The sequence below is a fragment of the Pseudoalteromonas sp. SG45-3 genome, assembly GCF_014164075.1.
Classification (GTDB): Bacteria; Pseudomonadota; Gammaproteobacteria; order Enterobacterales; family Alteromonadaceae; genus Pseudoalteromonas; species Pseudoalteromonas distincta.
Genome location: NZ_JACJEN010000033.1, coordinates 1 through 26,044, shown reverse-complemented (window position 1 = coordinate 26,044; position 26,044 = coordinate 1). Strand labels below are relative to the sequence as shown.

The 26,044-nt window shown below is 40.1% G+C and carries 15 protein-coding genes and 1 pseudogene; 9 read left to right on the top strand and 7 right to left on the bottom strand.

What is annotated here, in order from left to right; translation table 11 throughout:
* Positions 1–5,747, bottom strand: a 5,747-nt coding sequence (locus tag H5126_RS20645) for an Ig-like domain-containing protein (protein ID WP_182721278.1), incomplete at its 3' end; no start/stop codon positions are given.
* A gap of 240 nt (positions 5,748–5,987) precedes the next feature.
* On the opposite strand from H5126_RS20645, the gene H5126_RS20640 reads away from it, so the two are divergent.
* The 4 genes from H5126_RS20640 to H5126_RS20625 all read left to right on the top strand — a co-directional run bounded on the left by H5126_RS20640 (position 5,988) and on the right by H5126_RS20625 (position 12,239).
* Positions 5,988–7,964 carry a TolC family outer membrane protein gene (locus H5126_RS20640; protein ID WP_182693282.1) on the top strand — a complete coding sequence of 659 codons (1,977 nt, stop codon included), beginning with the start codon at positions 5,988–5,990 and terminating at the stop codon, positions 7,962–7,964.
* Between the two features lie 108 nt (positions 7,965–8,072).
* Entirely contained in the window at positions 8,073–10,211 is a 2,139-nt protein-coding gene (locus H5126_RS20635; protein ID WP_182711536.1) for a type I secretion system permease/ATPase, read from the top strand.
* A complete protein-coding gene (locus tag H5126_RS20630; RefSeq protein ID WP_138488692.1) occupies positions 10,208–11,629 on the top strand; it encodes an HlyD family type I secretion periplasmic adaptor subunit in 1,422 nt (473 codons plus the stop codon). The genes H5126_RS20635 and H5126_RS20630 overlap by 4 nt, the downstream gene beginning before the upstream one ends.
* Before the next feature lie 22 nt (positions 11,630–11,651).
* Positions 11,652–12,239, top strand: coding sequence for a response regulator transcription factor (locus H5126_RS20625; RefSeq protein WP_182721279.1), 588 nt, complete (start codon positions 11,652–11,654; stop codon positions 12,237–12,239).
* Between the two features lie 22 nt (positions 12,240–12,261).
* On the opposite strand, the gene H5126_RS20620 is transcribed toward H5126_RS20625, so the two are convergent.
* The 3 genes from H5126_RS20620 to H5126_RS20610 form a co-directional block, all read right to left on the bottom strand.
* Positions 12,262–14,217, bottom strand: coding sequence for a LapD/MoxY N-terminal periplasmic domain-containing protein (locus H5126_RS20620; RefSeq protein WP_182721280.1), 1,956 nt, complete (start codon positions 14,215–14,217; stop codon positions 12,262–12,264).
* Entirely contained in the window at positions 14,217–14,924 is a 708-nt protein-coding gene (locus H5126_RS20615) for a transglutaminase-like cysteine peptidase (protein ID WP_182692702.1), read from the bottom strand. The genes H5126_RS20620 and H5126_RS20615 overlap by 1 nt, the downstream gene beginning before the upstream one ends.
* Positions 14,925–15,053: 129 nt before the next feature.
* A complete protein-coding gene (locus H5126_RS20610; RefSeq protein ID WP_024593173.1) occupies positions 15,054–15,512 on the bottom strand; it encodes an LPP20 family lipoprotein in 459 nt (152 codons plus the stop codon).
* A gap of 140 nt (positions 15,513–15,652) precedes the next feature.
* On the opposite strand from H5126_RS20610, the gene H5126_RS20605 reads away from it, so the two are divergent.
* On the top strand, positions 15,653–16,846 hold the full coding sequence (locus tag H5126_RS20605; RefSeq protein ID WP_182692704.1) for a flagellar assembly protein FlgT: 1,194 nt from the start codon (positions 15,653–15,655) through the stop codon (positions 16,844–16,846).
* On the opposite strand, the gene H5126_RS20600 is transcribed toward H5126_RS20605, so the two are convergent.
* Positions 16,830–17,732: a LysR substrate-binding domain-containing protein gene (locus H5126_RS20600; protein ID WP_182721281.1), complete on the bottom strand. Its 903-nt coding sequence runs from the start codon at positions 17,730–17,732 to the stop codon at positions 16,830–16,832. The two genes, H5126_RS20605 and H5126_RS20600, sit on opposite strands and share 17 nt — an antisense overlap.
* A 113-nt stretch (positions 17,733–17,845) precedes the next feature.
* On the opposite strand from H5126_RS20600, the gene H5126_RS20595 reads away from it, so the two are divergent.
* Positions 17,846–18,574 carry a glutathione peroxidase gene (locus tag H5126_RS20595; RefSeq protein WP_182692706.1) on the top strand — a complete coding sequence of 243 codons (729 nt, stop codon included), beginning with the start codon at positions 17,846–17,848 and terminating at the stop codon, positions 18,572–18,574.
* 81 nt (positions 18,575–18,655) lie between these two features.
* The gene (locus H5126_RS20590; RefSeq protein WP_182721282.1) at positions 18,656–20,104 is read left to right on the top strand and encodes a dihydrolipoyl dehydrogenase; all 1,449 of its coding nucleotides are present in this window, start codon (positions 18,656–18,658) and stop codon (positions 20,102–20,104) included.
* A 203-nt stretch (positions 20,105–20,307) separates the two neighbouring features.
* Here H5126_RS20590 and H5126_RS20585 read toward each other — a convergent pair whose 3' ends face one another.
* Together H5126_RS20585 and H5126_RS20580 are read right to left on the bottom strand one after the other, a co-directional pair.
* Positions 20,308–22,020, bottom strand: a complete 1,713-nt coding sequence (locus H5126_RS20585; protein ID WP_182721283.1) for a thiamine pyrophosphate-dependent enzyme — start codon at positions 22,018–22,020, stop codon at positions 20,308–20,310.
* Positions 22,020–23,693, bottom strand: a complete 1,674-nt coding sequence (locus H5126_RS20580; protein WP_220490830.1) for an FMN-binding glutamate synthase family protein — start codon at positions 23,691–23,693, stop codon at positions 22,020–22,022. The genes H5126_RS20585 and H5126_RS20580 overlap by 1 nt, the downstream gene beginning before the upstream one ends.
* Positions 23,694–24,510: 817 nt before the next feature.
* On the opposite strand from H5126_RS20580, the pseudogene H5126_RS20575 reads away from it, so the two are divergent.
* Both H5126_RS20575 and H5126_RS20570 read left to right on the top strand, forming a co-directional pair.
* Positions 24,511–24,666 (top strand): annotated as a pseudogene (locus H5126_RS20575) (dihydrolipoyl dehydrogenase); the annotation flags it as partial.
* Between the two features lie 145 nt (positions 24,667–24,811).
* On the top strand, positions 24,812–25,744 hold the full coding sequence (locus tag H5126_RS20570) for a hypothetical protein (protein WP_002961341.1): 933 nt from the start codon (positions 24,812–24,814) through the stop codon (positions 25,742–25,744).
* Positions 25,745–26,044: the final 300 nt, after the last annotated feature.

Here is a 26,044-nt window from a genome sequence, read left to right as displayed (position 1 = left end):
CCTGCGCTGTCGGTGATGGTGAGTGTAACAGTGCCACCAATTTCATTACTGGTGCCCTGCAGCTCGGGTGTTAAGTCGCTAACATCGCCTACGTTTTGAATGGTGAGTATTGGCGCTTGCGTGTCTAACGTAATTGTATCTGTAACTGTTGTCGTATTTCCTGCTTCGTCAGATACACTCACTTCGATGGTGTTATCACCTTCATTTAAATCTGTTTGTGGAGTTACTTCCCAGTTACCATTTGCATCTACTGTGGTGGTAAGTGTTTGTTCAACCCCGTTATCATCTGTAATAACAACTGTGATACTGGTACCAACGTCTGCATCACTAGTGCCTGAAATAGTAGGTGTTGAGTCGTTAGTTACAGTATCAAAGTTAACGGTTAAGCTAGGTCCTGATGTATCTATAATGCCTGTAGCAGTATCTGAAGCACTATTTCCAGCAGCATCAGATACTTCAGCTTCTACAGAATAATCGCCCGAGGCCAACTCTTGGGAAAGTTCAACACTCCAATTACCATCTGCATCTGTTGTTGTGCTAAATGTGCGAACAACCCCTTGAGAATCAGTAACCGTTAAATTTATAACTGTGCCTGCAACTACGTCAGTTGTGTCACCAGAAATAACCGGTGTTGTATCATTACTTGTTTCTAGTTCATTTACTTGTATGGTTGGAGGCGTAATATCAATTACAGCATCAAGCTCTGCATTTGCGCTTCCACCACCTATGTCTGTTACTGTCGCACTAATTAAAATGGTGCCTTCAGCCAAATCGGCTGGCGGAGTAACACTCCAGAGTCCGTTTTCATCAACAACCGTAGTTAAAGTAATTATTCCACCCGCTGAGTCAGTGATCTGAACTTCAACTTGAGAGCCAACTTGTGCATTAAAAGTATCACCATTTATTTGAGGTGTTTGATCGTTAGTTTCGCCAATAACATCAATGGTAATAGTCAATGCGCTTGTATCAATTGTGCCTGAAGCACTTGCTGTGCCTTCATTACCAGCGCTATCGCTAATACTTGCATCTACAGAGTAGGCCCCTTCAGCTAAAGCCGCAGGTACTTCTACTGTCCAACTTCCGTCTGCAATTACTTGTGCTGAAATTGTTTGTACTGCACCATTAGCATCGGTCACTGTTAAAGTTATGGTTGAACCAGCAGGCTCCCCGCTAACCGTGCCTGAAATGGTCGGTGTTGTATCACTCGTATCGCCTAGTGCATTAATAGTAACTATTGGCGCTGTGGTATCAACTTCTCCCGTTGTTGTGGCTGTGGTTTCATTACCTGCGTTATCGGTAACCGATACTTCAACAGTAAATTCGCCTTCACTTAATTCGTTAGGTACATCAACACTAAAGGTGCCATCGGCTTGTACTTCTGTGGTAATAGTTTGTGGATTACCTGCTTCATCAGTAACTGTAATAGTAACAACCGTGCCCTCTGGCTCACCGGTTGCGGTGCCTGAAATGGTTGGGGTGGTGTTGTTAGTATCACCTACTGGGTCAATAATAACTGTTGGCGCGGCAGTATCGACTTCGCCTATTGTTGTTGCGGTAGTTTCATTACCTGCTGTATCGGTAACCGATACTTCAACCGTAAACTCACCCTCACTTAATTCATTTGGTACATCAACACTAAAGGTACCATCAGCTTGTACTTCAGTGGTGATAGTTTGTGGATTACCAGCTTCATCAGTTACTGTAATAGTAACAACTGTGCCCTCTGGCTCACCCGTTGCGGTGCCTGAAATGGTTGGGGTGGTGTCGTTAGTATCACCTACTGGGTCAATAATAACTGTTGGCGCGGCAGTATCAACTTCGCCTGTTGTTGTTGCGGTAGTTTCATTACCTGCTGTATCGGTAACCGATACTTCAACAGTAAATTCACCTTCACTTAATTCATTTGGAACATCAACACTAAATGTGCCATCGGCTTGTACTTCTGTGGTTATGCTTTGTGGGTTACCTGCTTCATCCGTAACTATAATAGTAACAACCGTGCCTTCTGGTTCGCCCGTTGCGGTGCCTGAAATAGTTGGTGTTGTATCGTTGCTATCCGTCAGTGCATCAATCGTAATATTTGGTGCGGTATTATCAATAGTTCCCTGTGCAGAAGCTTCACTTTGGTTACCTGCTTCATCACTAACGATGGCATTAACACTAAAGTCACCTTCAACTAGCTCATTAGTAGTATCGACTGTCCAGCTACCATCGGCTAGCGTTTGTGTTGTAATTGTTTGTGTATTACCACCAGCATCTGTAACGATTAACGTAACAGTTGTTCCGGCTGGTACATTTTGTACAGAACCTGAAATTGTTGGAGTAGTATCGGCGCTATCTGGGATTGTATTAATTGCTATAATTGGAGCTGATAAATCAATTGTTCCACTAACAGTATCGCTTGCTTCATTACCCGCAGCGTCTGTTACTGTTGCTGTAATTGTAAAATCGCCTTCAGCAACAGCTTGAGTTGCACCAACTTGCCAAGTTCCATCTTCTGACACAACCGCCGTCAATGTTTGTGACTCACCATTTGCATCAGTAACTAAAACACTAACAAGGCTACCCGGAGCTACATCACTTGTTGTTCCGCTAAATGTAGGCGTTGTATCGTTTGAATCAGCAAAGTCATTTATTGCAACTAAAGGAGGGGTGGTATCAACTGTGCCTAATTGTGAATCTTGAGCTGCGTTACCTGCATTATCAGATACATTAGCAGTTACGGTAAAATCCCCCTCGCTTAAAGCAGTTGGAACCTCAATACTCCAAGTACCATCCGCACTTATAGTAGTAACTAACTGTTGCTCAGCCCCTAGATTATCAGTAACAGTTAAAGTCACTTCACTGCCCGATGCTAATCCTTGGGTAGAGCCTGTAAGAGTAGGTGTTGTATCGTTTGTATCTGCGATATTGTTAATAGTCACACTTGGTGCGGTTAAATCAACCGTACCTGTAACAGTTGCCGTACTGCTATTGCCTGCAGTGTCGCTAACACTCGCTGTTACTGTGAAATCTCCTTCACTGAGATCTGCAATAATATCCGCTGTATATGTACCATCTGTATTTGTAGTTGTTGTAAGTGTTTGTTCATTACCTTCACTGTCAGTTATTACTAATGTAACTTCGGTCCCTGCAGGTACATCAATTACATTACCGCTTACAGATGGGGTTACATCATTCGTATCCTCAATAGGATTAATCGTGATTGCAGGATCTGTTAAATCAATTTCTCCAGTTTCACTTGCAGAAGCTGTATTACCCGCAGCATCAGTTACAGTTGCAACCACACTAAACTGGCCTTCAACTAATTCATTACTTGCCTCAACTGACCAGCTTCCGTCAGCACCAGTAACTACTTGCACGGTTTCTGCTACGCCATCGCTTCCTGTAAATGTAACGGTTACTACCGCACCAGGTTCTACGTCTTGTGTAGAGCCGCTAATTGTTGGTGTTGTATCGTTAGTATCAATAATAAAATTAATACTTACAGTTAAATCAACATTACCTACTGCACTTGCTTGCGCTTCATTACCCGAGTCATCTATAACAGCAGCAACTACTGTAAAGTCGCCCTCAGGCAGAGGGGTTGTTACTTGTGCAGACCACGAACCATCTTCTTGCGTCACTGCTAGTAATGTAAATGTGCTGCCATCGCTTGCAGTAATAGTTAAAGTAATGGTTGTACCAGCAGGCACATTACCGGTGTTACCACTTAAAAATGGAGTGGTATCGTTAGTATTAGCAATTGCATCGATTTGAATTGAAATAGGAGCAAACGTTATTTCGCCGTTTGTTTGCGCAGATGCCTCATTACCCGCAGCATCGGTTACTGACGCAGTTGCGGTAAATTCACCACCTGGCAAGATTTCACTAGCATCAACACTCCATGTGCCATCTTCATTTAATAAAGTAGTTAAAGTTTGTACGTTACCGTTTATATCGGTTACTAATACTGTAATTACAGAGCCCGCTGGAGCGTCTTCTACCCTACCTACAAATGTTGGTGTAGTATCGTTAGTATCAGCAATTGCAGTAACGGTAATATCAGGGTTTGTTAAATCAACAACACCTTGGTTATTTGCTTGGGCTTGATTACCTGCAGCATCACTTACACTTGCATCAACCTCAAACTGCCCTTCAGCCAATGGCGTAGTTACGTCGATAGACCAATCCCCATCAGCGTTAGTTTGGGTTAATAATGTTTGAGTTTGACCATCAAAATCGGTAATAACCACACTAATAATAGAGCCTGCAGGTACATCTTGCGCGTTACCTGTAATCGTTGGCGTGGTGTCTTGAGTGTCGTTAATATTATTAATTTGTACCGAAGGCGCCGTTAAATCAATTACTCCTGAATCACTTGCTAATGCTAAGTTTCCTACACTGTCGCTTACTTGTGCATCAACAGTAAAATCACCTTCAGGTAAAGGAGTCCCTACTTCTACACTCCAGCTTCCATCGGCTTGGGTAACTGCAGTTAATGTTTGTATTTGTCCTGCACTATCTGTAACAGTAATTGTTACTTGAGTGCCCTCAGGAACACCATTTGTTGTTCCAACAAGTGGTGGTGTTGAGTTATTTGTTTCATCAGTTACATTTACGGTGATTACCGGAGCAGTTAAATCTACATTCGCTAAAGCTTGGTCTATAGCTTGATTTCCAGCTGCATCAATCGCAACAGCGCTTACGTTAAACTCCCCTTCAGATAAAGGTGAGGTGGTAGTAATTACCCAATTTCCTTGAGCATCAACCTGAGTAACTATTGTTTGTACCGTACCTGCACTATCCGTTAACGTGACTGATACATTATCCCCAGTATTCAAACCAGATACTGTCCCTGTCACTGTCACTATTTGCGAAGCAGAATCGGCAACAGGATCAATAGCAATAAGTGGAGGTGTTGTATCAACCTCAATTGAAATAGTGTCGTTTATAGGATTACCAACAGGATCCGTCGCTTCAACAACAACCGTTACAGGGCCATCAGCAATTGGTGTTGGTAGGGTTATTTCAAAGGTACCATCAGGGCCAATTACAACACTAACTACTTGAGAGTTTCCATCAACATCAGTTACCGTTACATTAACCGTTTCGCCGATTAAGTTTTCGCTCGTACCGGTGATTGTGGGTTGTGATGAGTTAGTAATACCTAGCTCATTAAGTGAAATAGATGCAGTAGTTGAATCAGGCACAATACCGTCAGAGGTATCTCTTAAATTAAAAGCTTCAGTAGCGCCTTGCTCAAAAGATGAATCAAAAGTAACACTACTAGGATCAACACTTTCAGAAATTCGGGTTAGCTGTACAAACGAACTGCCTCCATCTGCACCCGCAGCGTTACCCCCACCAGCGGCTGTTGCCTCTAAATTATCTAGAATGTCCCCATCACCTTCTAACGCATCTAAAAAATCTGTTACATCAGAATTAGCCGCTGTTGATGGGTCTTGCTCTGCCCCTAAATCTAAGCTTGCAATTGCTTCATCTAAACTTTCATCAAAAACAGTTGTTTCGCTAGAATCTCTGGCTTCTTTCGCTAATAAGTCTGGTGTTATTTTTACCTTTTGATTTGCGGGTATAGATAAGGTTTCACCTTGCACATCAATTTGTAAAGACGATTTAATAGCAGTAACAACTAAATCACCCACGGTGATAATGTCACCAACATTTAATGCTCTTATTGACCCATCATCCAGCACCACACCTGCCGAACCTTGAATATCAATAACTACCAGTTGATTTGCTTCCATTTTGGTACCCTCAAACTTTTTAAAATAACAATCTAATAAGTTAAAGGTAGGACAAAAAAGCCACATAGATACTGTACTCAAGTACAGGTTTAAAAGAAAAATTCAAAAAATAAAAAATCAACAAGAAAGTGGTAGAAAATTTTTTTTATGCTAACCAAAACGATTACTTGCAAAAATAGTATTCCTTTACTAAATACTTAAGGGAGTATTTACGGTCTTAACAGGATCTAAGAGGAAGAAATGATTACAAAAAACACTTTTAAGAAACATCAAGAGACTATGTTAATCGGACTAACGATTACAGCCGCAACTCTACTAAACTATGTGCATGCAAATGAACAATCAGCAATGCCACTTACCTATGTCTCAAGTAAAGCGATTGAAAACAATCCTGAAGTACAAGAAGCATGGCATGCTTTTAAATCTTCGATTTATGGAGTAGATGCTGCCCGCTCAGGTTATTTACCAAGTGTTGATGTATCAGCAAGCGCGGGCTATGAAAGAAGAAATTACGGTGTTGAAGAAGAATATAACCGTAATACAGCCGAGTTAAGTGTTACTCAAATGCTTTACGACGGTTTTAGAACCTCGAATACTGTTGATCGCTTTAAACGCATTCAACTCATTAGGTACTTTGAGCTTATTTCTCAAACAGAACAAACAGCACTTGAAGCCTCAATAGCCCTGCTCGACGTACAAAAATTCAAAGAGTTAGTACAACTTGCAGAAGCAAATTTACAAGAGCACGAGTCTGTATATCAACAAATAGAACAAAGTGTAGGAGCTGGTGTAGCGCGCGCTGCCGATCTAGAACAAATTAGTGGGCGCTTATCTTTAGCACAATCTAACGTATTAACGGAGTACTCAAATTTACATGATGTAAGCGCTCGCTACTTAAGGGTTGTAGGAGAGCTTCCTATGAACGATATAAAGCAAGCTGACCTTGATGAAAAAAATATACCAATTTCAGTTAATCAAGCGCTAGACGTCGCTTACAAAAATAGCCCTTCATTTTACGCCTCTTTGTATAATATTGAAGCACAAAAAGCGAACGCAAAAGCACAAAAAGCAGCGTTTCATCCTAACGTAGATTTATCTGCCCGCTACGGTAGCCAAGATAGAGATGAACTTGGTCAAAATGAAACCAGAACAGAAGCGCGAGTCGGCATCGATATTAGCTATAATTTATATAATGGTGGTCTTGATAATGCCAATTTAGAACAAGCCTATCAGGATATAAACATTGCAAAATATCAACGCGATCAGTCTTGTATTGATATTCGTCAGAGTCTGCAAATTGCTTATTACAACGTCACTATATTAGAGCAAAAGTTACCGGCGCTTGATCAACACCGCGAATCATCAACTAAAGTTAAAATTGCATATAAGGATCAATTCGATATAGGCCAACGAACTCTACTAGACGTACTTGATGCCGAAAACGAGTCATTTCAATCAACACGTTCATACATAGTGGCGCTTTACGACCGTCAATCAGCTATTTTAACTATGCTAAAAGAAATGGGGAAATTACTGCCAGCACTTAACGTGATGTCAGATAAATACCCTACATTAAAAGAGCTAACTGACGACCCTATTGTTCATAACGCACAAAATATCTGTCCGAGTTACGATGTAGCAACCACTTTTAGCCGCAAGGCATTTCTTCAAAAAAAAGCTAAGCAAGATAATGCATACATGAGTGTAACGGCTATGCCAAGGTACTTAGATATACCGCTGGAAACCGACACGACAGCAAGCAGCTTTACCGATGATGATGGTGACGGCGTACCAAATGAGCAAGACACTTGCCCAAGCACACCTTTGAGTACAAATGTAGATTTATCTGGTTGCACAATTTATAGCGCATCAACCTCGAATATAGAAATTGGTATTCCTTTTTCTGCTGATTCAAGCGATGTAAGGTCTCAATATATTCAAGAAATTAGTCGGCTTGCAGATTTTTTAAAAGAGAACCCAACTAAACAGGTTGAAATACAAGGTCATGCCTCTTTAGATGGAGACCGTAAATATAACCGTAAACTATCAGAAAAACGTGCGTTTGCCGTAGCTGAAATTCTGATTAAGCAATTCGATGTAGAACCTAAACGTGTTAAATCGTTCGGGTATGGCATCGATCAACCACGTGTAAACGAAATATCAGTAAGAGCAAATGCTGCGAATCGACGTATCGAAGCTGTAATTACTGATACCTAAAGACAATTAACGTTATGTAAATAACCTAAACTCGGCATGAAATATTTAAGTCGAGTTTAGGTTTACTAGTAACAATCCTATGCAGTTCTACATAACATTGGATGGTGTATGGAATTAAACGATGTACTTGATCATGGTGGCATCCTCGTTGACTGCCTAGCAGTTTTATGTCGTCATCATGGTAAAGAGTTTTCAAGAGAAGCACTATTAAATGGACTTCCTCTAACTGATGGAAATCTTACTCCATCAGGTTTTTCGCGCGCAGCAAAGCGCATCGGCTTTAAATCAAAAGTAGTTAATAAGCCATTACAAAAAATTAATACAGCACTGCTACCTGCTATCTTAATTTTAAAAGATAACCAAGCCTGTGTTATTAATTCTATTGATTACGATAAACAGTTGGTGAGTGTAATTTACCCAGAACTTACAGAATCAGTTATCGAACAAAGCATTGATGAGTTAGCTGCTAACAGTGTAGGTTTAGTTATTTATGCTCAACCAGAGTTTGCATTTGATGAGCGAACACCTGTACTTGAAAAACTATCAAAAGATGGATGGTTTTGGGGAGTAATTAAAGAATGCCGCTCACTTTATAAAGACGTAATTATTTCGGCTGTTGCTTTGGGCTTTTTGTCGGTTGCTATGCCTTTATTTGTAATGAACGTATATGACCGCGTAGTGCCCAACCACGCAACAGAAACCTTATGGGTACTTGCCATTGGCATTTTAATAGCACTCACTGCTGACTTTGTTTTGCGCTTAGTAAGAGGCTACTTTGTAGAGCTTGCTGCCAGTAGAATAGATGTCAAAGTATCGGCTGTAATAATGGAGCGGGTATTAGGTATGAAACTAAAAAACCGCCCATCGTCCGCAGGCTCCTTTGCTAGCAACATTCAATCATTTGAAGCTGTACGTAACTTTTTTAGCTCCATAACACTTGTCGCATTAGTAGACTTGCCATTCGTAGTTTTGTATTTAATTGTTATTGCCATTATTGGCGTACCTCTAAGTTTACCTATTATCGCGGGCGCACTTATATTATTAGCTTACGCTATAGCCGCACACCGCAAACTTGAGGCTCTTTCAGAACAAACAATGAAAGCAAGCTCAATGCGAAATGCAGTATTAGTCGAAAGCTTAACCAATATTGAAGATGTAAAGAGCTTTCACTCAGAGTGTAAAACACAGTCTGTATGGGAAAAGTCGACCATTTACATTGCACAAGTAAACGCACATAGCCGACTCGTTTCTAGCTCTATATCAAATACAGCATCATGGATACAGCAATGCGTAGGCGTAATAATAATGATAATAGGCGTACACCTCGTTATTGAAGGTGAGCTAACTCAAGGCGGGTTAATTGCAGCCTACCTATTATCGTCTCGTGCTATGGGCCCAATCGGGCAGTCGGCCGCTGTTTTAGCACAATATCATCATGCCGCAATAGCAATGCAATCACTGAACGAGATTATGGAAAAAGAGGTCGAGCGTCCACCTGGTAAGCATTGGTTAAGCCACCCTATTTTAAAGGGCGATATAGAATTTAAAGATGTATGTTTTAAATACTCTGACGAATCTCATAATGCGCTCAACGGCGTTAGTTTTAAAATTAAAGCCGGTGAAAAAGTCGCCATTTTAGGACGTAATGGCTCAGGTAAAAGTACATTAGAAAAGCTTGTTTTAGGACTATACGAACCCTGTTCAGGATCAATTTTGATGGACAATAATGATATACATCAAATTGACCCAGCTGAGCTTCGTCATAATATTGGCTACCTACCACAAACCGTTGCCCTGTTTTATGGAACCTTGAAAGACAACCTCACCATGAGTGCTTGGCATGCCAAAGACGAGCAAATTATTGAAGCCTGTGAGCGAAGCCAATTATTTGATTTAATTAATTCGCACCCAGACGGATTTGATTTACAAGTAGGCGAGCAAGGTCGTCAATTATCAGGTGGCCAGCGCCAAGCTGTAGGTATGGCAAGAGCCATAATTAACGACCCTCCAATACTATTACTAGATGAGCCAACCTCATCGCTAGATCATAATAGTGAAAGTAAAATTATTAACAATTTAAAGGGTTATTCTAAAGATAAAACCTTAATCGTGGTGACTCACCGCTCATCATTACTTGAGCTTGTTGACCGAATTATAGTTTTAGATAACGGAAAAGTAGTTGCTGATGGACCAAAACAAAAAGTAATTGCAGCGTTAAATAATAAGACAGTGGAGCAAGCCTCATGAGTGACAATAAAAAACCACTTGAACAGCGCTCCTTTGAATCTGTTAGCAGAGCAATAGAAGCAAGAAAACAAGGCAAGCCATCAGTATTTAATAAACTATTTAAAGGATGGATTTCTCCGCCTAACAGCCAAGACTGGGTAGTAGATGCTCAGTGGGAAAAAATGCAACAGGAGCCAGCAAGCGCTAGGTTATTGCTCTATTTAATTTGTTTAACGTTTATATGCCTTATTGTGTGGTCTGGTTTTGCTAATTTAGATGAAGTTGCTCGTGGTGAGGGGCGTGTTATTCCCTCCAATAAATTACAACTTATTCAATCTTATGATGGTGGTATGGTCGAAAAAATAAATGTAAAAGAGGGGCAAATAGTAAATGAGGGTGATGTACTCATTAAAATAGACCCTACCCGCTTTATTTCTAGTTTTAGAGAAAACCAATCCAAAGTTGAGTCGTTAAGCGCAAAAGTAGCGAGGCTCAGAGCACTCACTCAAAAAAAGGAGCTCGTATTTAGCGAGTCTGTTATTAAAAATGCGCCTAGAGTTGTGCAACATGAGCGTTCTCTTTATTTGAGTAACAGCCAAGAATTAGAGCAACAAGTAAGTATTCACAAACGCCAACTAGAGCAGCGACACCAAGATTACATTGAAGCCAAAGCGGCACTTGAGCAGCATACGAGCGCGCTGCGCTTAACAAACAGAGAGCTCTCTGTTACTCGCCCATTGTTACGCACGGGTGCTATTTCAGATATAGATATTATTCGTTTAGAGCGCCAAATAGTTGATCTAAACGGCGAGATAAACAGAACCAAGGCAGTTATAAATAGGAGCCTTTCGGCCATTAACGAAGCTAAAAATAAAGTAACCGAAGTTGAACTCGTTATGATTAACCGTTGGAACAATGAACTATCCGAAGCGCTACTTCGACTAGATTCAATTAAAGAAACTGAATCTGGCTTGGCCGATAAAGTAACTCAAACTGAAATACGTTCTCCTGTTAAAGGCACTGTACAGCGATTATTAGTTAATACTGTTGGCGGTATTTTACAGCCCGGTAGTGATGTTATGGAAATTGTCCCGCTTGACGATCAACTTGTAGTAGAGGCAAAAATTCCGCCTAAAGACATTGCATTTTTACGCCCTGGGCAATCTGCGATGATAAAATTTAGTGCCTACGACTTTGCCGTATATGGAGGCCTTGAGGCAGAGGTTTTACATATTAGCGCCGATACCATTACAGATGATCGTGAGAATACCTTTTATTTGGTGCAACTAAAAACCACCAAAAATAACTTTTCAAAAGAGCTGACTATTATTCCAGGTATGACCACTCAAGTGGATATTATTACCGGTAAAAAAACCGTACTTGAGTATCTTTTAAAACCAGTTCTTAGAGCTACATCGCAAGCAATGACAGAGCGTTAAGCATTTAATAAATGGAGAAATAATGCGCCAAAGTATTTTTATTACACAGCCTGAATTTGAATCGAAGCACTGGCGTGCAGCGTTTCCTGGTTGTTTAATATGCACAAAAGAACCAAACAGAGTAACGGCATCAAGTATTATTTGGGTTTTAGCCGGTACACCGAACTGGCTTGAGCTCGTTAAAAAGTATTCGCAACAACGTTTACTCGTTATTGTTATGACCAACGAACTAGAAATAAATCAACTAAGGAGTGCGCTTGAAGCAGGAGCTAAAGGATACGTAGAAGCACTCGCCACTAAAGTAATTATTGAACAAGTACTTGAGACTATTTGTTCTGGCGGAATATGGTTACCAGGACAATTACTATCTAATTTAGTGGGAGCTTTATCAAATACACCGTTTAAATATGCGAGCACATGCGAGCTTGAGTTACTCACAAAACGAGAACGCCAAGTAGTTGATATTGTTGTAACAGGTGCAACTAATAAGCAAGCTGCAGAATCTTTAAGTATTACGGAGCGTACAATTAAAGAGCATATGAGCTCTATATTTAATAAGCTAAAAGTACGCGACCGCATTCAATTAATGTTAGTTGTAAAGGGGCATTAACCGCACGGTTAATGCCTGTTACTTACTCTTTGATAACCCCATCAAAACCTAAGTTAATAAGTGTATCGAGGTCATCTTGACTTGTTACACCTTGAGCCACCACTTTAATGCCAATTGAATGCGCTAACGTGCACACTCCTCGCAGGAATGTTTGGTTATCTTGGCTGTAACTAATATTGTGGCCGTAAACGCTATCAACCTTAATCATTTCAAGACCAAACTCCTGAATTTTATTAATTTTAGTAAATTCAGGGCCTACACGTTTTAATGCTACTTTAGCGCCCATGCACCGTGCCTGCTCACAAAAATCTTTGAATATCTCAATTTCGCTAACGGCAATACTTTCACGAATATCAAAACAAATTTTAGAGGCTAAATCAGGAAACGCTGACAAGTATGTAAGTATCGAAGCAAGCGCAGCATCATCAAGTAGTGTTTGTGCAGATAATTCAACCGAAATCAGTTCACTTGGTGGTTCAGCGTTGTACTGGGCAACCAACGCCTTGATTAAACCCCAATCTAAACGCGCTAATAACTTTAGTCGATTAGCCCACTGGTAATAATAACTTGCACGATATACTTGCCCACCAAGTTCTAGGCTCAGCCCTAATTGATTTTGCATTAACTGCCCTGAAAAGCTCGTTACTGGAAACGCATTAATTTCGAGTGTTTTGTTATCTAAGGCTTCTTCTATTGCCTTTTGCCAACTTCTTGCATCATCAAATAACTCACTTTTTTGCTTATTGTCGCTTACTTTTGCTTGTACACCGGGTTTATTATCGGCTGATTTTAAAAGTTCATCTGCTCGTTTTAATACATCAAACCGCGTATCATTCTTTTGGATGTAAGTGCAACTATGCGGTATAGCTAATTCAATATTTTTATACTCTTCAATAAAAGATTCATGAAGCCTAACTACTTTTTCACTCAATACCTCAATATCATCAGTATCACTAAACAGTACTGTAAAGTCATTATGTGATATTCGGGCTATGTAGTTTTCTGAGAAGTGTGCTTCATTTGATTCTAAAAACTCGATTAAAACCTGCGAAAAACGACGTAAGAAATTAACCATTTCTACACGGCTAATTTGTTCGCTCATTTTATCTAGGTTTACAACCCGAAATAAAAATAAGGCGCCATGGGCATGATCTTTCGATTTTTGTAAGTGGGCCTCAAGCGTTGCACCAAAGTACTCTCTATTTGCTAAACCAGTTAGCTCATCGTGTTGTGATTTAAATCTAAGCTCTTCTAAACGTTTACTATCTTCTTTAATAATACGACTAAAACGGGTAGATAATTGGTTCATAGATTGCACTAAACGCGCAAACTCAAATGTACGAGGGACGGTGGATTTAATAAAACGTTTTTCACCAAATGCATTAGCCTGATACACAACATCATCTAGCGGTTTTAATATCCTACTTAAAAAGTAAGCACTAACTATACAAGCAAAAAAAGCGACAATTAAAAAACTAAAAAATAGTTTAAGCGCACTTTCCCATAAGGCTTGCTCAGCATATTGACTATGGCTTTCTATAAACAAAGTTCCAAATTGCTGCCAACCATTATTTACTTGCCCAACTCCTGGTTGAACATTTAATCCATACATTGCCCTAAACCACTTAGGAGCCGTCGCTTTAAGCTCATCGGTAAATGTGCGTTTAACAATCACCTCACCATTCGGGTTTTGTAGCTCTATTCGCTTATAGTGACCGGTATCAAATGTGGCTGAAACTAATAATTCAAGCTCAACGGGGTCTTTGTCTAATTGACTGATCATCAACGCAAGTGAGCTAGCGTTATCTACATTTTTTAAGTACAGCTGGGTCGAAAAATAACTTTTAGCCGAATTAGTACTAATTAAAACACTACTTATAAAGCCCACAAAAATAACAATTAATAATGCAATCCATAGCTCTTGCCTGAGTGTTATTTTTCGTTTTTTAAGATACTTAGATAAGGAAAATGATGCCATTACCACATAACTCCTTCTTGGGTTGTCTGCTCCAAAATTTTACGCCAGCGTGAAAGTCTTGCTGTTGGGCTGGCTACACTTTTGGTTGAATTATTAGCCCATAAACCTTGGCTGTTAAAGCTAAAAACAGGGCTTAAATCTACACGTTTTGCAGCAGGTAAAACCTTTGTTATTAAACTGTCTAAGATAAGTGGCTGAGCGTTTGGTGTAGCAAAATAACCTAACACCATATGCGCTTGCGTTTTGTTAGTGCCCGCAATTTTTGCTTTTACATAAATAAGGCGTAACTTGTCGTCGCTCACACCTAACGCTCTTAAGCTGATATATTTTGCTATTGCGTAATCTTCACAATCACCGAGGCCTCTGCCTAATGTTTCTAAAGGGGTTGCCCAATAATCGTTTTGTTTCCATAGCAAAATATCTGTCTGGTAGCGTAAATTACGCGCAAAAAAATCATTAACAATAAGAATTTGTTGTTGCTCTGGCTTGTTTTGAGTTTGCACCAACATGCTTTGCCAGTTGCGTGCAACCGCCGCTCGCGCAGGTCCATATTTTTGACCCATGAGCTCTATAAAGGTATTAAATTGAATAGTTAGTCGGCTTGCAAGCACACCACTGGAGAGTACAAAAAACAGCAATAGGTAGCGCAAATTGGCTTTGCACCATATAAATAATTGAGGATTTAAATGACTTGGCTTAATCGCCATTTACAGAGCCACTGTTAATATAAGTGGCAATAAAATACATCTGTTGAGCACTACGCAATCTGCTTAAAATTAATCCTAACAACAGCATAGCACTCAATATAAGAGGATGAGATATTTTGAATAACTTTTTTAGTAGTACGTTACTTTTTTAACTTCGCGTGGTTTTACTTCACCTATGTATAAATCGTGCACACGCTTCATATTAAGCTCAAGCTCGGTCACGTAAGTATCATCTACTGCGTAAGTTTTAATTATTTGTGCACCTTTAATAAGCCCCTGCACTTTACTTTCTAAGTAATCGTCTTGAGCAATTGAGCCTTCCACCGTTGTTCCTGCGGTAATTTTTTGCCCATAGACTTGCTCAGTAAGCTCGCGGTAAGCTTCAAGCTTAGAAGCCTTAATGGCCATAAGTTGCTTTTGCGACAAGTTAGCACCTTTTTGCAAGCTAATAGGTGCATACCCTATCGCTTTTAAAACTGGGTAATTATTTGGCTCTACATATTTATATTCAACATGCTTATCAAAAACGCTGCTACAACCACCTAAGGTTAAACACCCAAGTGTAATAAGTAATGAAATTGCTCGCATAGCATTTAGCCCTTGTATAGTAATTAGCAGTACATATGCACGTTTAATGCCATTTATAGCATTACTAATAATTACCAAATAACATTGGTACAGTCCTTGCTCTACCTAGTTAATAGCTAACGTTTAATTGGAGTAAAATTATGAAGTCGTTTTTATCATTGGCATTTGCAGGGTTAAGTGCAACGGCATTATTAACGTTCTCCCCTTTTACTAAAGCACAGTGGTATGAATCAACAGGTCACGCGAACGTCCAAAATGGTGATACAAGCGCTGCTAAATCTGCCGCTATAAAAGATGCGATTACACAGGCGTTAGTATTCTCTGGCGCACGGGTTAGCTCTGTGCAAACCTTGGTAGATGGCGTGTTGATGCAAGATCAGCTAAAAATTAGCAGCCACGGCGAAATTCAAAAAATTGAACTGGTCAGCGAAAATAAATACGACAATAAATTTGCCGTTACATTACGGCTCGATATTTTTTCTCAAACAGAGCAATGCCCACAAAATAGTTTTAATAAGTTTGTGGCCGTTACACAAAGCCAACTTGTTCATCGTGAACACGCCAAAATGGGTCAAATATTTGACGTAAGCAAAGCTATTAGCAAAAATATTTTTACTTCCCTGCAAAAATCAAAAATGAGCGCAGTACCTATTGCTTACTATAATAATGCAATAAGCGTTGATAAGTACTTTTCGCAGCAGCACGACTATTCAAATGCCCAATTAGAAGAAATATCTTCGCGCAGTAACGCTCAATATGTACTGCTTAGCCAAATAACCAGCCTTTCAACTAGCGACAAACTCAATAACGATTATGCATTTTGGCAAGACGAGGCGTACGAGCGCAGTTACAACATTGAATTTGTATTATTTGATGGCACTACCTATGAGCAACTTTGGCAAAATAGTTACCATACTCAAGCAATTTGGCCATTTGAAAAAACAACCATAGTTGACGTTAATAGTGATAGGTTTTGGCAATCGCCTTATGGGCAAAGCATAACCGATATCAACCAAGCAGTAAGTTATGACATTCAAGCAGCCATGGCGTGTTTGCCAACTCAAGGCAAAATAATGCACATGGAAAATAGCAAAATTGTTATTAATTTAGGTAAAGCTCATGGTTTGAAAAAAGGCCAGATGCTAAGCATTGCGCACCATAACTATTTAACCGACGCGGCAGGTAATGTTATGCCACACACCATCACCACGCTTAATAAAATTCGCGTTGAGCAGCTTTATCAGCAAACTGCAGTAGCTGTCAGTATTGATGACAAACCACTACCTGGCGTGCAAATTAACGATGTAGTAGAAATAATCAGCCAAGATCTTTAGTTAATTTAGCTTTTAAATTAGGGTGAGCCGATAACCACTTGCCCAATTGTTCTACACCCGATAAATGCGGATAATGCTTTCTGCATGCAAACACCACATTACGCTGCTGATTAGGGAATATAGGCAAGTAATCAATCCCTACACGGTCGGTACATGCCAGTTTTGGTACAAATGTAATACCGTCATCCATGGCCACTAACGCTAATAATGTTTCTAAACTATTACCTTTATACTGGTTAGATACATCGACTCCCGCAGAAAAACAAAACTTTTGGGCTTGATCTTTAAAGCAATGACCATCACTTAACATTAGAAGGCTGCACCCTTGAAGGTCGCTCAACGCCACTTTTTTATGTTTAGAAAGCGCGTTATCTTGTGATACCGCCACTAAAAAATCTTCTTTGTATAAAGCAACCGTATGGTAATTAATAAGCTCTGGCACATCGGCTAAAATAGCAAAGTCGAGTTCGCCATTATTTAAAGCTTCTAAAATTGTTGCTGTTTGCATCTCAATAAACGAAAACTGACTACCAATAAATGCCGCTTTCATTGATGTTAATAACGCAGGCAACAAGTAAGGCGCAATGGTAGGAATAATACCAATAGTTAATTTACCTTGTAGAGGTTCGTTAGAAGTAGCAGCAAGTTCTTTGAGTATTTGCGTTTGTTCTAAAATAATCTCTATTTGCGTCAACAAACGTTCACCTTTTGCTGTTAACGTAACTTGTTTAGTTGAGCGGTCAAATAAAGTAACGCCAAGCTCATGTTCGAGTTTTTTTACTTGGCCACTTAATGTAGGCTGACTTACAAAACATGCATTGGCAGCTTTGCGAAAGTGCTTGTATTGCGCTATTGCTTTTACATATTCAAAATCTTTTAAGTTCATATTCAGCTCCGCATGATAGTTTATAACTATCAGTTTAATACAAACAAACGATTGGAACTATATTTAATTGTTCGCCATAATGGCTATCAACAAATCAAGAGGAACAAAAAACTATGTTAAACAATATCGAAGGTCAAACAGTCCCAAGTGTTACATTTGCAACTCGTCAAAATAACGAATGGAAATCAGTAACAACAGATGAAATTTTTAAAGGTAAAACGGTTGTAGTGTTTTCACTACCTGGTGCATTCACACCAACATGTTCATCAACTCACTTACCACGTTACAACGAATTAGCAGGCGTACTTAAGCAAAACGGCGTTGACGAAATTGTATGTTTATCAGTAAACGATACCTTTGTAATGAACGCATGGGCTGAGCATCAAGAAGCGCAAAACATTACTTTATTACCAGACGGCAACGGCGAATTTACTGACGGCATGGGCATGTTAGTAGACAAAAACGATCTAGGCTTTGGTAAGCGCAGCTGGAGATACTCTATGCTTGTTAAAGATGGCGTGGTTGACAAAATGTTCATCGAACCAGATTTACCAGGTGACCCGTTTGAAGTATCTGACGCAGACACAATGCTTGATTACATCAACCCTAAGCAAGCTAAACCAGAACCTGTAAGCATCTTTACTAAACCTGGCTGTCCTTTTTGTAAAAAAGCAAAAGAGCTTCTTGCAGAAAAAGGCTTCGCATATGAAGAGATTGTTATGGGTGCAGGCGCATCACTAACAAGTCTAAAAGCTGTATCTGGTCGTGACACTGTTCCACAAATATTCATTGGTGGTAAGCACATCGGTGGTTCAGACGACTTAGAAAAATACTTTGCTTAATTAAGTAAAAAATAGCAGGGGCGTACGCGCCCCTCTATATCAATCTCATCGCTTAGATTGAAAATAATAAAGGATACCACTATGAAAGAATTGCAAACCGATGTTGTTGTTATAGGCGCTGGCACTGCTGGTTTAAGTGCTTATCGTAATGCTAAACAGTTCACACAAAATGTATTAATGATCGAATCAGGCCCATACGGCACCACATGTGCACGTGTTGGTTGTATGCCAAGCAAGTTATTGATTGCAGCCGCCGAAGCCGCACACGCAATTGAAATGGCACCTGCATTTGGTGTTCATAGCTCAAAGCCTGTCATTGATGGCAAAGCAGTTATGGCACGCGTTAAAAGTGAACGAGATCGTTTTGCAGGATTCGTAGTAGAAGCCGTAGATGAATTACCAGATGGTGATAAAATTCGTGGTTACGCTAAATTTTTAGACGCAAACCGCGTACAAATAGACGACCATACAATTATTACAGCAAAACGCTTTGTAATTGCCACCGGTTCACGCCCTTCATACCCTGACGTATTTAATAACTTTGGTGACAAACTTATTATAAACGACGACGTATTTGATTGGGATGACCTACCAGAATCAGTCGCTGTATTTGGCCCTGGTGTAATAGGTCTTGAAATTGGCCAAGCACTTAGCCGACTAGGCGTAAATGTAAAACTATTTGGTGTAGGCGGCGCAATTGGCCCACTTACAGATCCAGTAGTAAAAGACTACGCAAATACTGTTTTTGCTGAAGAATTTTTTGTAGATACCGACTCAAACGTATCTGACATGATGCAAGTTGGCGACAAAGCACAGCTAACTTACACCGACAAACAAGGTGAAAAACACACCGAACAGTTTGACTACGTACTTGCAGCCACAGGCCGAGTACCTAACGTAGATAAACTAGGCCTTGAAAACACAGGCATTGAACTTGATGAACGCGGCGTACCGCACGCAGACACACATACAATGCAGTGTGGTGAGTCGAACATATTTATAGCAGGCGATGCAAGTAACATGCTCCCATTGTTACACGAAGCATCTGACCAAGGTGCTATTGCAGGTCAAAATGCAGGGCGCTTCCCAGATGTACGTATAGGTCTGCGCAGAGCAAAAATTGCAGCTGTATTTAGCGACCCACAAATAGCAATGGTAGGCGAAAGCTACAAGCAAATTACTGACCGATTAGGCCCATGCGGTTGTTTTGAAGTAGGCGAAGTAAGCTTTGAAAACCAAGGCCGTAGCCGAGTAATGCTTAAAAACAAAGGTCATATGCGTGTATATGCAGAGCAAGGCACAGGCTTATTTTTAGGTGCAGAATTTATTGGCCCACAAGCCGAACACATCGCTCACTTATTAGCTTGGGCTGTACAAAACAAAATGACCGTACCAGAAATGCTTGATATGCCATTTTACCACCCAGTAATTGAAGAAGGGTTACGTACCGCCCTTCGCGACTTAAACGCCAAACTTAAATTTGGCCCAGACATTGTAAATTCATGTATGGAATGTGGCCCAGGCGCATAGCCTATTTACCACACATACAAACTTGCTAAGCAAAAGCCAAAACATCTGTTTTGGCTTTTTTATGTATTTTTTTAAGCTGACCTCTCAAAAAAATTTAGTTGTTACACTTAATTGTTAATCGAACCAAAAAAGATAAAAACATCACCTAGTTCTAGCGCAATTTTCTTAACGTTAGATAGACTCTCTATATAAGCAGATTTGTATTATTTAATAAAGTTATCTCTGAGTAACGACACTACTTCGTTAGTACGACCATTTAGTACTGCTTTAAGGCCAAATAAAGCCGTAGAGGCTACCTGCCCTGCTTCTATTTTAGGCGGCATGACTAACTCCATTCTATTTACTTTTACTTCTAATAAAGCCGGTCCTTTTGCATCTAGCCATGCGCGCATCGTTGAAGGCAGTTCATCAGGGTCTGATACTTGCCAACTGTGCAAGCCAATTTGCTGTGCTAATAGAGCAAAATTAGGGTTCGAGAGACCTGTGTAACTATCAAGTAAGCCTTCTACCCTTTGCTCCATTTCTACAAAGCCGAGTGAGTCATTGTTAAAAATTAAAATTTTAACTGCTATTTTCTCTTGCACTAAGGTAAGTAAATCTCCCAATAACATGGTGATCCCGCCATCGCCACACATTGCTATTACTTGCCTATCAGGATATGCATTTGCAATTCCTAATGCCTGAGGATACGCATTTGCCATAGTACCATGCAATAAACTGGCTAAAAAACGGCGCTCTCCTGTAGCTTTTAAATGCCTTAATAACCAAACCATTGGACTTCCTCCATCGGCGGTAAAAATAGCATTATCAGTGGCCTGTTCACTGAGTAGCTGCGCCAGGTACTGCGGGTGAATAAGGTCAGAGTCGTGTTTTGCCTTTTTATTGTAGCCCTGAGTGTCTTTTTTCCACTGCTCAAGCGATTCATTCAAATGTCTATTATCTGATTTTTGTTCAAGTAGTGGGGTTAACGCAGCTAAAGTATCTTTAACATCGCCCACTAAACCAAGTTCGATAGGCGAACGGCGCCCTAAATGGTTAGCCTCTTTATTGATTTGCACAATAAGGGCTTTTTCAGGATAAAATTGGGTATAGGCAAAGTCAGAACCTAAGCAAATTAACAAATCGCAATCGCTCATTGCTTGCACTCCTGCAAGATTTCCTAAAATCCCTGTCATACCAATGTTAAAAGGGTTATTAGGCTCTACAAATTCTTTTGCTCGCGAACTATGAGCTATCGGAGCGTTTAACTTTTTTGCCAAAGTAATAAGTTGATCATGCGCCTTTCGGGCGCCAATACCTGCGTAAATGGTAATGCGCTTTGCATCGAGAATCATACCAGCAAGCTTTTTGAGTTCGTCGTCACTTGGACGAATAACCGGTTGAGGCTGGTGAACCGACCAAGGCAAATCATCATCTATTTTCTCCTTAAATACATCGCCATTAACTACAACCACCGCCACCCCCTTGTGTGCCAATGCCGCTTGAGCTGCCTGGGTTACGATACGCCGAGCTTGATCTGGGTGGCTAATACGCTTACAAAATACAGAGCACTGCTCGTAAATTTTGGTTTGGTCCAACTCTTGTGGAAAATCCATTCCTTCCTCCGCCCTATCAATGTTGGAGGCTATTAAAACAACAGGGGCACCATTACGGTGGCTTTCAAAAATACCATTTACAAAATGTAAGCTGCCAGGTCCACACGTTCCAGCACAAACAGCAAGCTGCTCTGTCATATAAGCTTCTGCACCGGCGGCAAAGCCACCTACTTCTTCATGACGTACATTGACCCACTTTAAATCGGTGTGCCTAATCGCATCAGTAAAATGATTTATTGTGTCGCCAACAATACCATAACAACGTTTTGCTCCCGCTTGTACGAGAGTGTCTGCTATAACGTGTGAAACTGTTGTACTCATTAGTAATGTCCTCTTTTATGTGCTAATAACGTTGTTCCCATTGCATCGGTTAAATTTTTAATTGGCTTAAATGTATCTTTAGAAGCAGCTTCCCACCAATCGCAATACGCTGTATCGCCAGGGGTATCAAGCAAACTGTTAGGAGGTAAAAATGGATGGACTTCCATAATTGACTTAGATTGTGCTGCATCTATGCGCGTTATAATTTGATGGGGATCTAACTCACTAGGATGAACGCCACCGCAGGAGCCCACAATTTCACCTAATGCAGCTAACGTTTTAGAATGAAACAGCGCTGCTCTTTGTGATTGTATTTCTATATCTAACGAGCGTTGGCGCTGTGGATCTTGGGTGGTGATCCCCGTAGGGCACGTCCCTTTGTCACAACGCTTAGCTTGCACACAACCAATGGAAAACATAAACGCACGCGCGGCATTACACCAATCAGCGCCTAAAGCAATATGCTTAGCCATGCCCATACCATTATAAATTTTACCACTGGCACCGAGCTTTATATGCTTCCTTAACCCCGTACCCACTAACATATTTTGCATCATTACTAAACCATCCTCTAAAGGCATACCAACCCAATCCGACAATTCATTAGGTGCAGCGCCCGTACCGCCTTCTGCGCCATCGACCACAATAAAATCAGGGTAAATTTCAGTGCTAAGCATAGCTTTACCCAACGCCATAACCTCGTGGGGCATACCAACGCACAGCTTTAACCCTACTGGCTTACCGCCAGAAAGCTCACGCATATGTTGTGCAAATTCAAGTAATTCAACGGGTGTTGAAAAAGCAGAGTGCCCAGCGGGCGACAAACAATCTTCATGAGCGGGAACTTTACGGGTGCGGGCTATTTCTTCAGTTACCTTAGAGCCTGGTAACAAGCCACCATGGCCTGGTTTAGCACCTTGACTGAGTTTTATTTCAGTCATTTTTACTTGTTCACTTTGTGCAGTATCAGCAAACTGCTTTGGATCAAAATTGCCGTGCTCGTCGCGACAACCAAAGTAGCCAGTGCCTAACTCCCATACAATGTCGCCACCATGCTTTTTATGATACTCACTAAGCCCTCCTTCCCCGGTATCATGATAAAAGTCACCTATTTTAGCGCCTTTATTTAATGCCTCAACTGCTCTACCCGATAATGCACCGAAGCTCATTGCCGATATATTTAATAAGGATGCTTCATAAGGTTGGCTAGATTGCTCATTACCAATAGTTACCCTTGGCTTAGTATCTGGCTGAGATTTAGGTGCCATAGAGTGGCAAACCCACGTATAACCATCTTCTTTTACGTTGCGTTCTGTACCTAAAGGCCGCGTATCACTTTTACCTTGCGAGCGAGCATAAATAAGATTACGCGCTTCAAAACTGTAAGGTGTACCTTCTAAATCATCCTCCACAATGTATTGGCGTAAAAATGGTCGTAAGTCGTAAAATATGTGCCTTATCCATGCTATTACCGGATAATTTCTAAGCAACGTGCTACTAGTTTGCAACCTGTCTTTAATGCCTAGTGCCACAAAAAAACCAGCAATAATGATGACGAATATTGAGAGGTAATTATAAGGATTTAAAAACAGAACTAGCACTAACACAATCAATGCACTGATCGGTAAAAAAGCGCGCATTAATAAATGAAAAAAAGAAGCCATTTGTTTCATTATCGTATTTCCCTTTCTTTTGAGTGAGCAAAAGCAAGGTGAAAGCATATACTAACCCAAGCTCGAGCAATTAATAATCTACTCTAGGGACACACTATAATAAGCAAACTGAACAAAAACTGATGAAAGAGACTAAAAAAGGAACAAACAAAAATGGGCTACGCTCAATCAACTAATAGCAATTGCATTAAATAAGTGATCTATTATAGCGCTAAGAAAATAGCACAATGACAAGGCAAAATTGTGATGTATAAAGTCAAAATTTGATGATCATATACAAAGCTCCTAGAGTTTTTCGATATAGTTATGTTGACCAAGACATAAACGTTATCAGAGGAGCTTAGTATAAAACTATATGGTGGGGTGGAGTTGACTTGCATTCAAATAATAGTGTAATTCCTATCATTAATGAACAGGGTGAAACGCTTAACTGCAATCGTTTAAATAATGACATCTCTGTCATTTTATCTTTTTAGCCCCTTATAAATACAAGCTAGCAGGACTTGTTGTTGAATCAACATTTAATTTGTATTGGTTAGTTGATGCATTAATAGCTGCAAAGTTTAAACTTCACTTAGCGAATCCAGCTGCAACCCAGCAATACTCTGGTTAAAAATATACCAACGAGCATAGTGATGCACGCCGGTTAGCTGAAATGCTAAGTCTAGATATACTCTCTGGAGGCTATATTTATCCCCGAGAACTCAGGGCTGTTCGAGATTTAATGCACAAACAAATGGACATTGTTCAACAGTCCACTAAAAACTTATTATCGGTGTAAAGTTGTTATATGCGTCATCTTGGTTATAAGCTCGGTAGCAACAAAATGACCGTACCAGAAATGCTTGATATGCCATTTTACCACCCAGTAATTGAAGAAGGGTTACGCACCGCTCTTCGCGACTTAAACGCCAAACTTAAATTTGGCCCAGACATTGTAAATTCATGTATGGAATGTGGCCCAGGCGCATAACCTATTTACCACACATACAAACTTGCTAAGTAAAAGCCAAAACTAACGTTTTGGCTTTTTTTTATAATTTTTTTAAGCTTACCTCTCAAAAAAAAATTTAGCTGTTACACTTAATTGATAATTCAATTAAAAAGATGGAATAGCTATGCCCAATAATAAATTTAGACTAGTCACTCGCAGCGATTTTGATGGCTTAGTTTGTGCCGTATTGCTCAAAGACTTAGACCTAATTGACGATATTTTATTTGTTCATCCAAAAGACATGCAAGATGGCAAAATAGACATTACCGAAAACGACATTACGACCAACCTCCCCTACGTTGCAGGCTGTCATATAGCATTCGATCATCACCTTAGCGAAACCGTTCGCAACTCAAGCGACATAAAAAACCATATTATTGACCCAAAAGCCCCATCAGCAGCTCGCGTAGTTTATGACTATTATGGCGGCGCTGAAAAACTTCCAAATATTTCTGTTGAAATGATGGACGCGGTAGACAAAGGCGATGCTGCTCAGTTTTCAAAAGACGAAATATTAAACCCAACCGATTGGGTATTAATGAACTTTATTATGGATGCGCGAACTGGACTTGGCCGTTTTCGCGAGTTTAAAATTTCAAATTACCAATTAATGATGAAACTGATTGATGCGTGTAAAGATCAGAGCATCGAAGAAATCCTACAAATGGAAGACGTAGCCGAACGTGTTGCTTTATATAACGAGCATAACGAAAAAGCCAAAGAGCAAATTTCTCAATGCGCTACCGTCCATAAAAACTTAGTGGTCCTTGATTTAACTCAAGAAGAAACAATTTACGCCACAAACCGATTTGTTATTTATGCCATGTACCCCGACTGCAATATCTCGATTCATAAAATGTGGGGCCTTAAAAAGCAAAATGTAGTGTATGCCATAGGTAAATCAATAACTAACCGCAGTTCAAACACCAATGTTGGCGAACTGTGCCTTAAATACGGCGGCGGCGGCCATTTAAATGCAGGTACTTGCCAAGTAGAAACAAGTAAAGCTGAAGCCGTGCTTAGTGAGTTAATCGATAAAATTACTAGTGATGGTTAAGACCTAGCTAACAAAATTATAAAGTGAGTGGATTTATATTTACTCGCTTTTTTATTTATAAGAACTTAACCAGAAAGTTGATTCTTTGCTAACGCCTCACGGATTAGTTATTAACGCCTTAAGTTTCCAAGAACAGCATTGAACTGTATTAGTTCAGACAAGATTACGATCATTTTGAATCGCCCCGAGTTCATCGGAGACCAGTTTGTTTAAGTCAGGCCACTTTACCTGACTCGTTTAAATTATCATAGTAGTCTGTTTCATATTGAGCTGGTGAAATATACCCAATTGAAGATAATA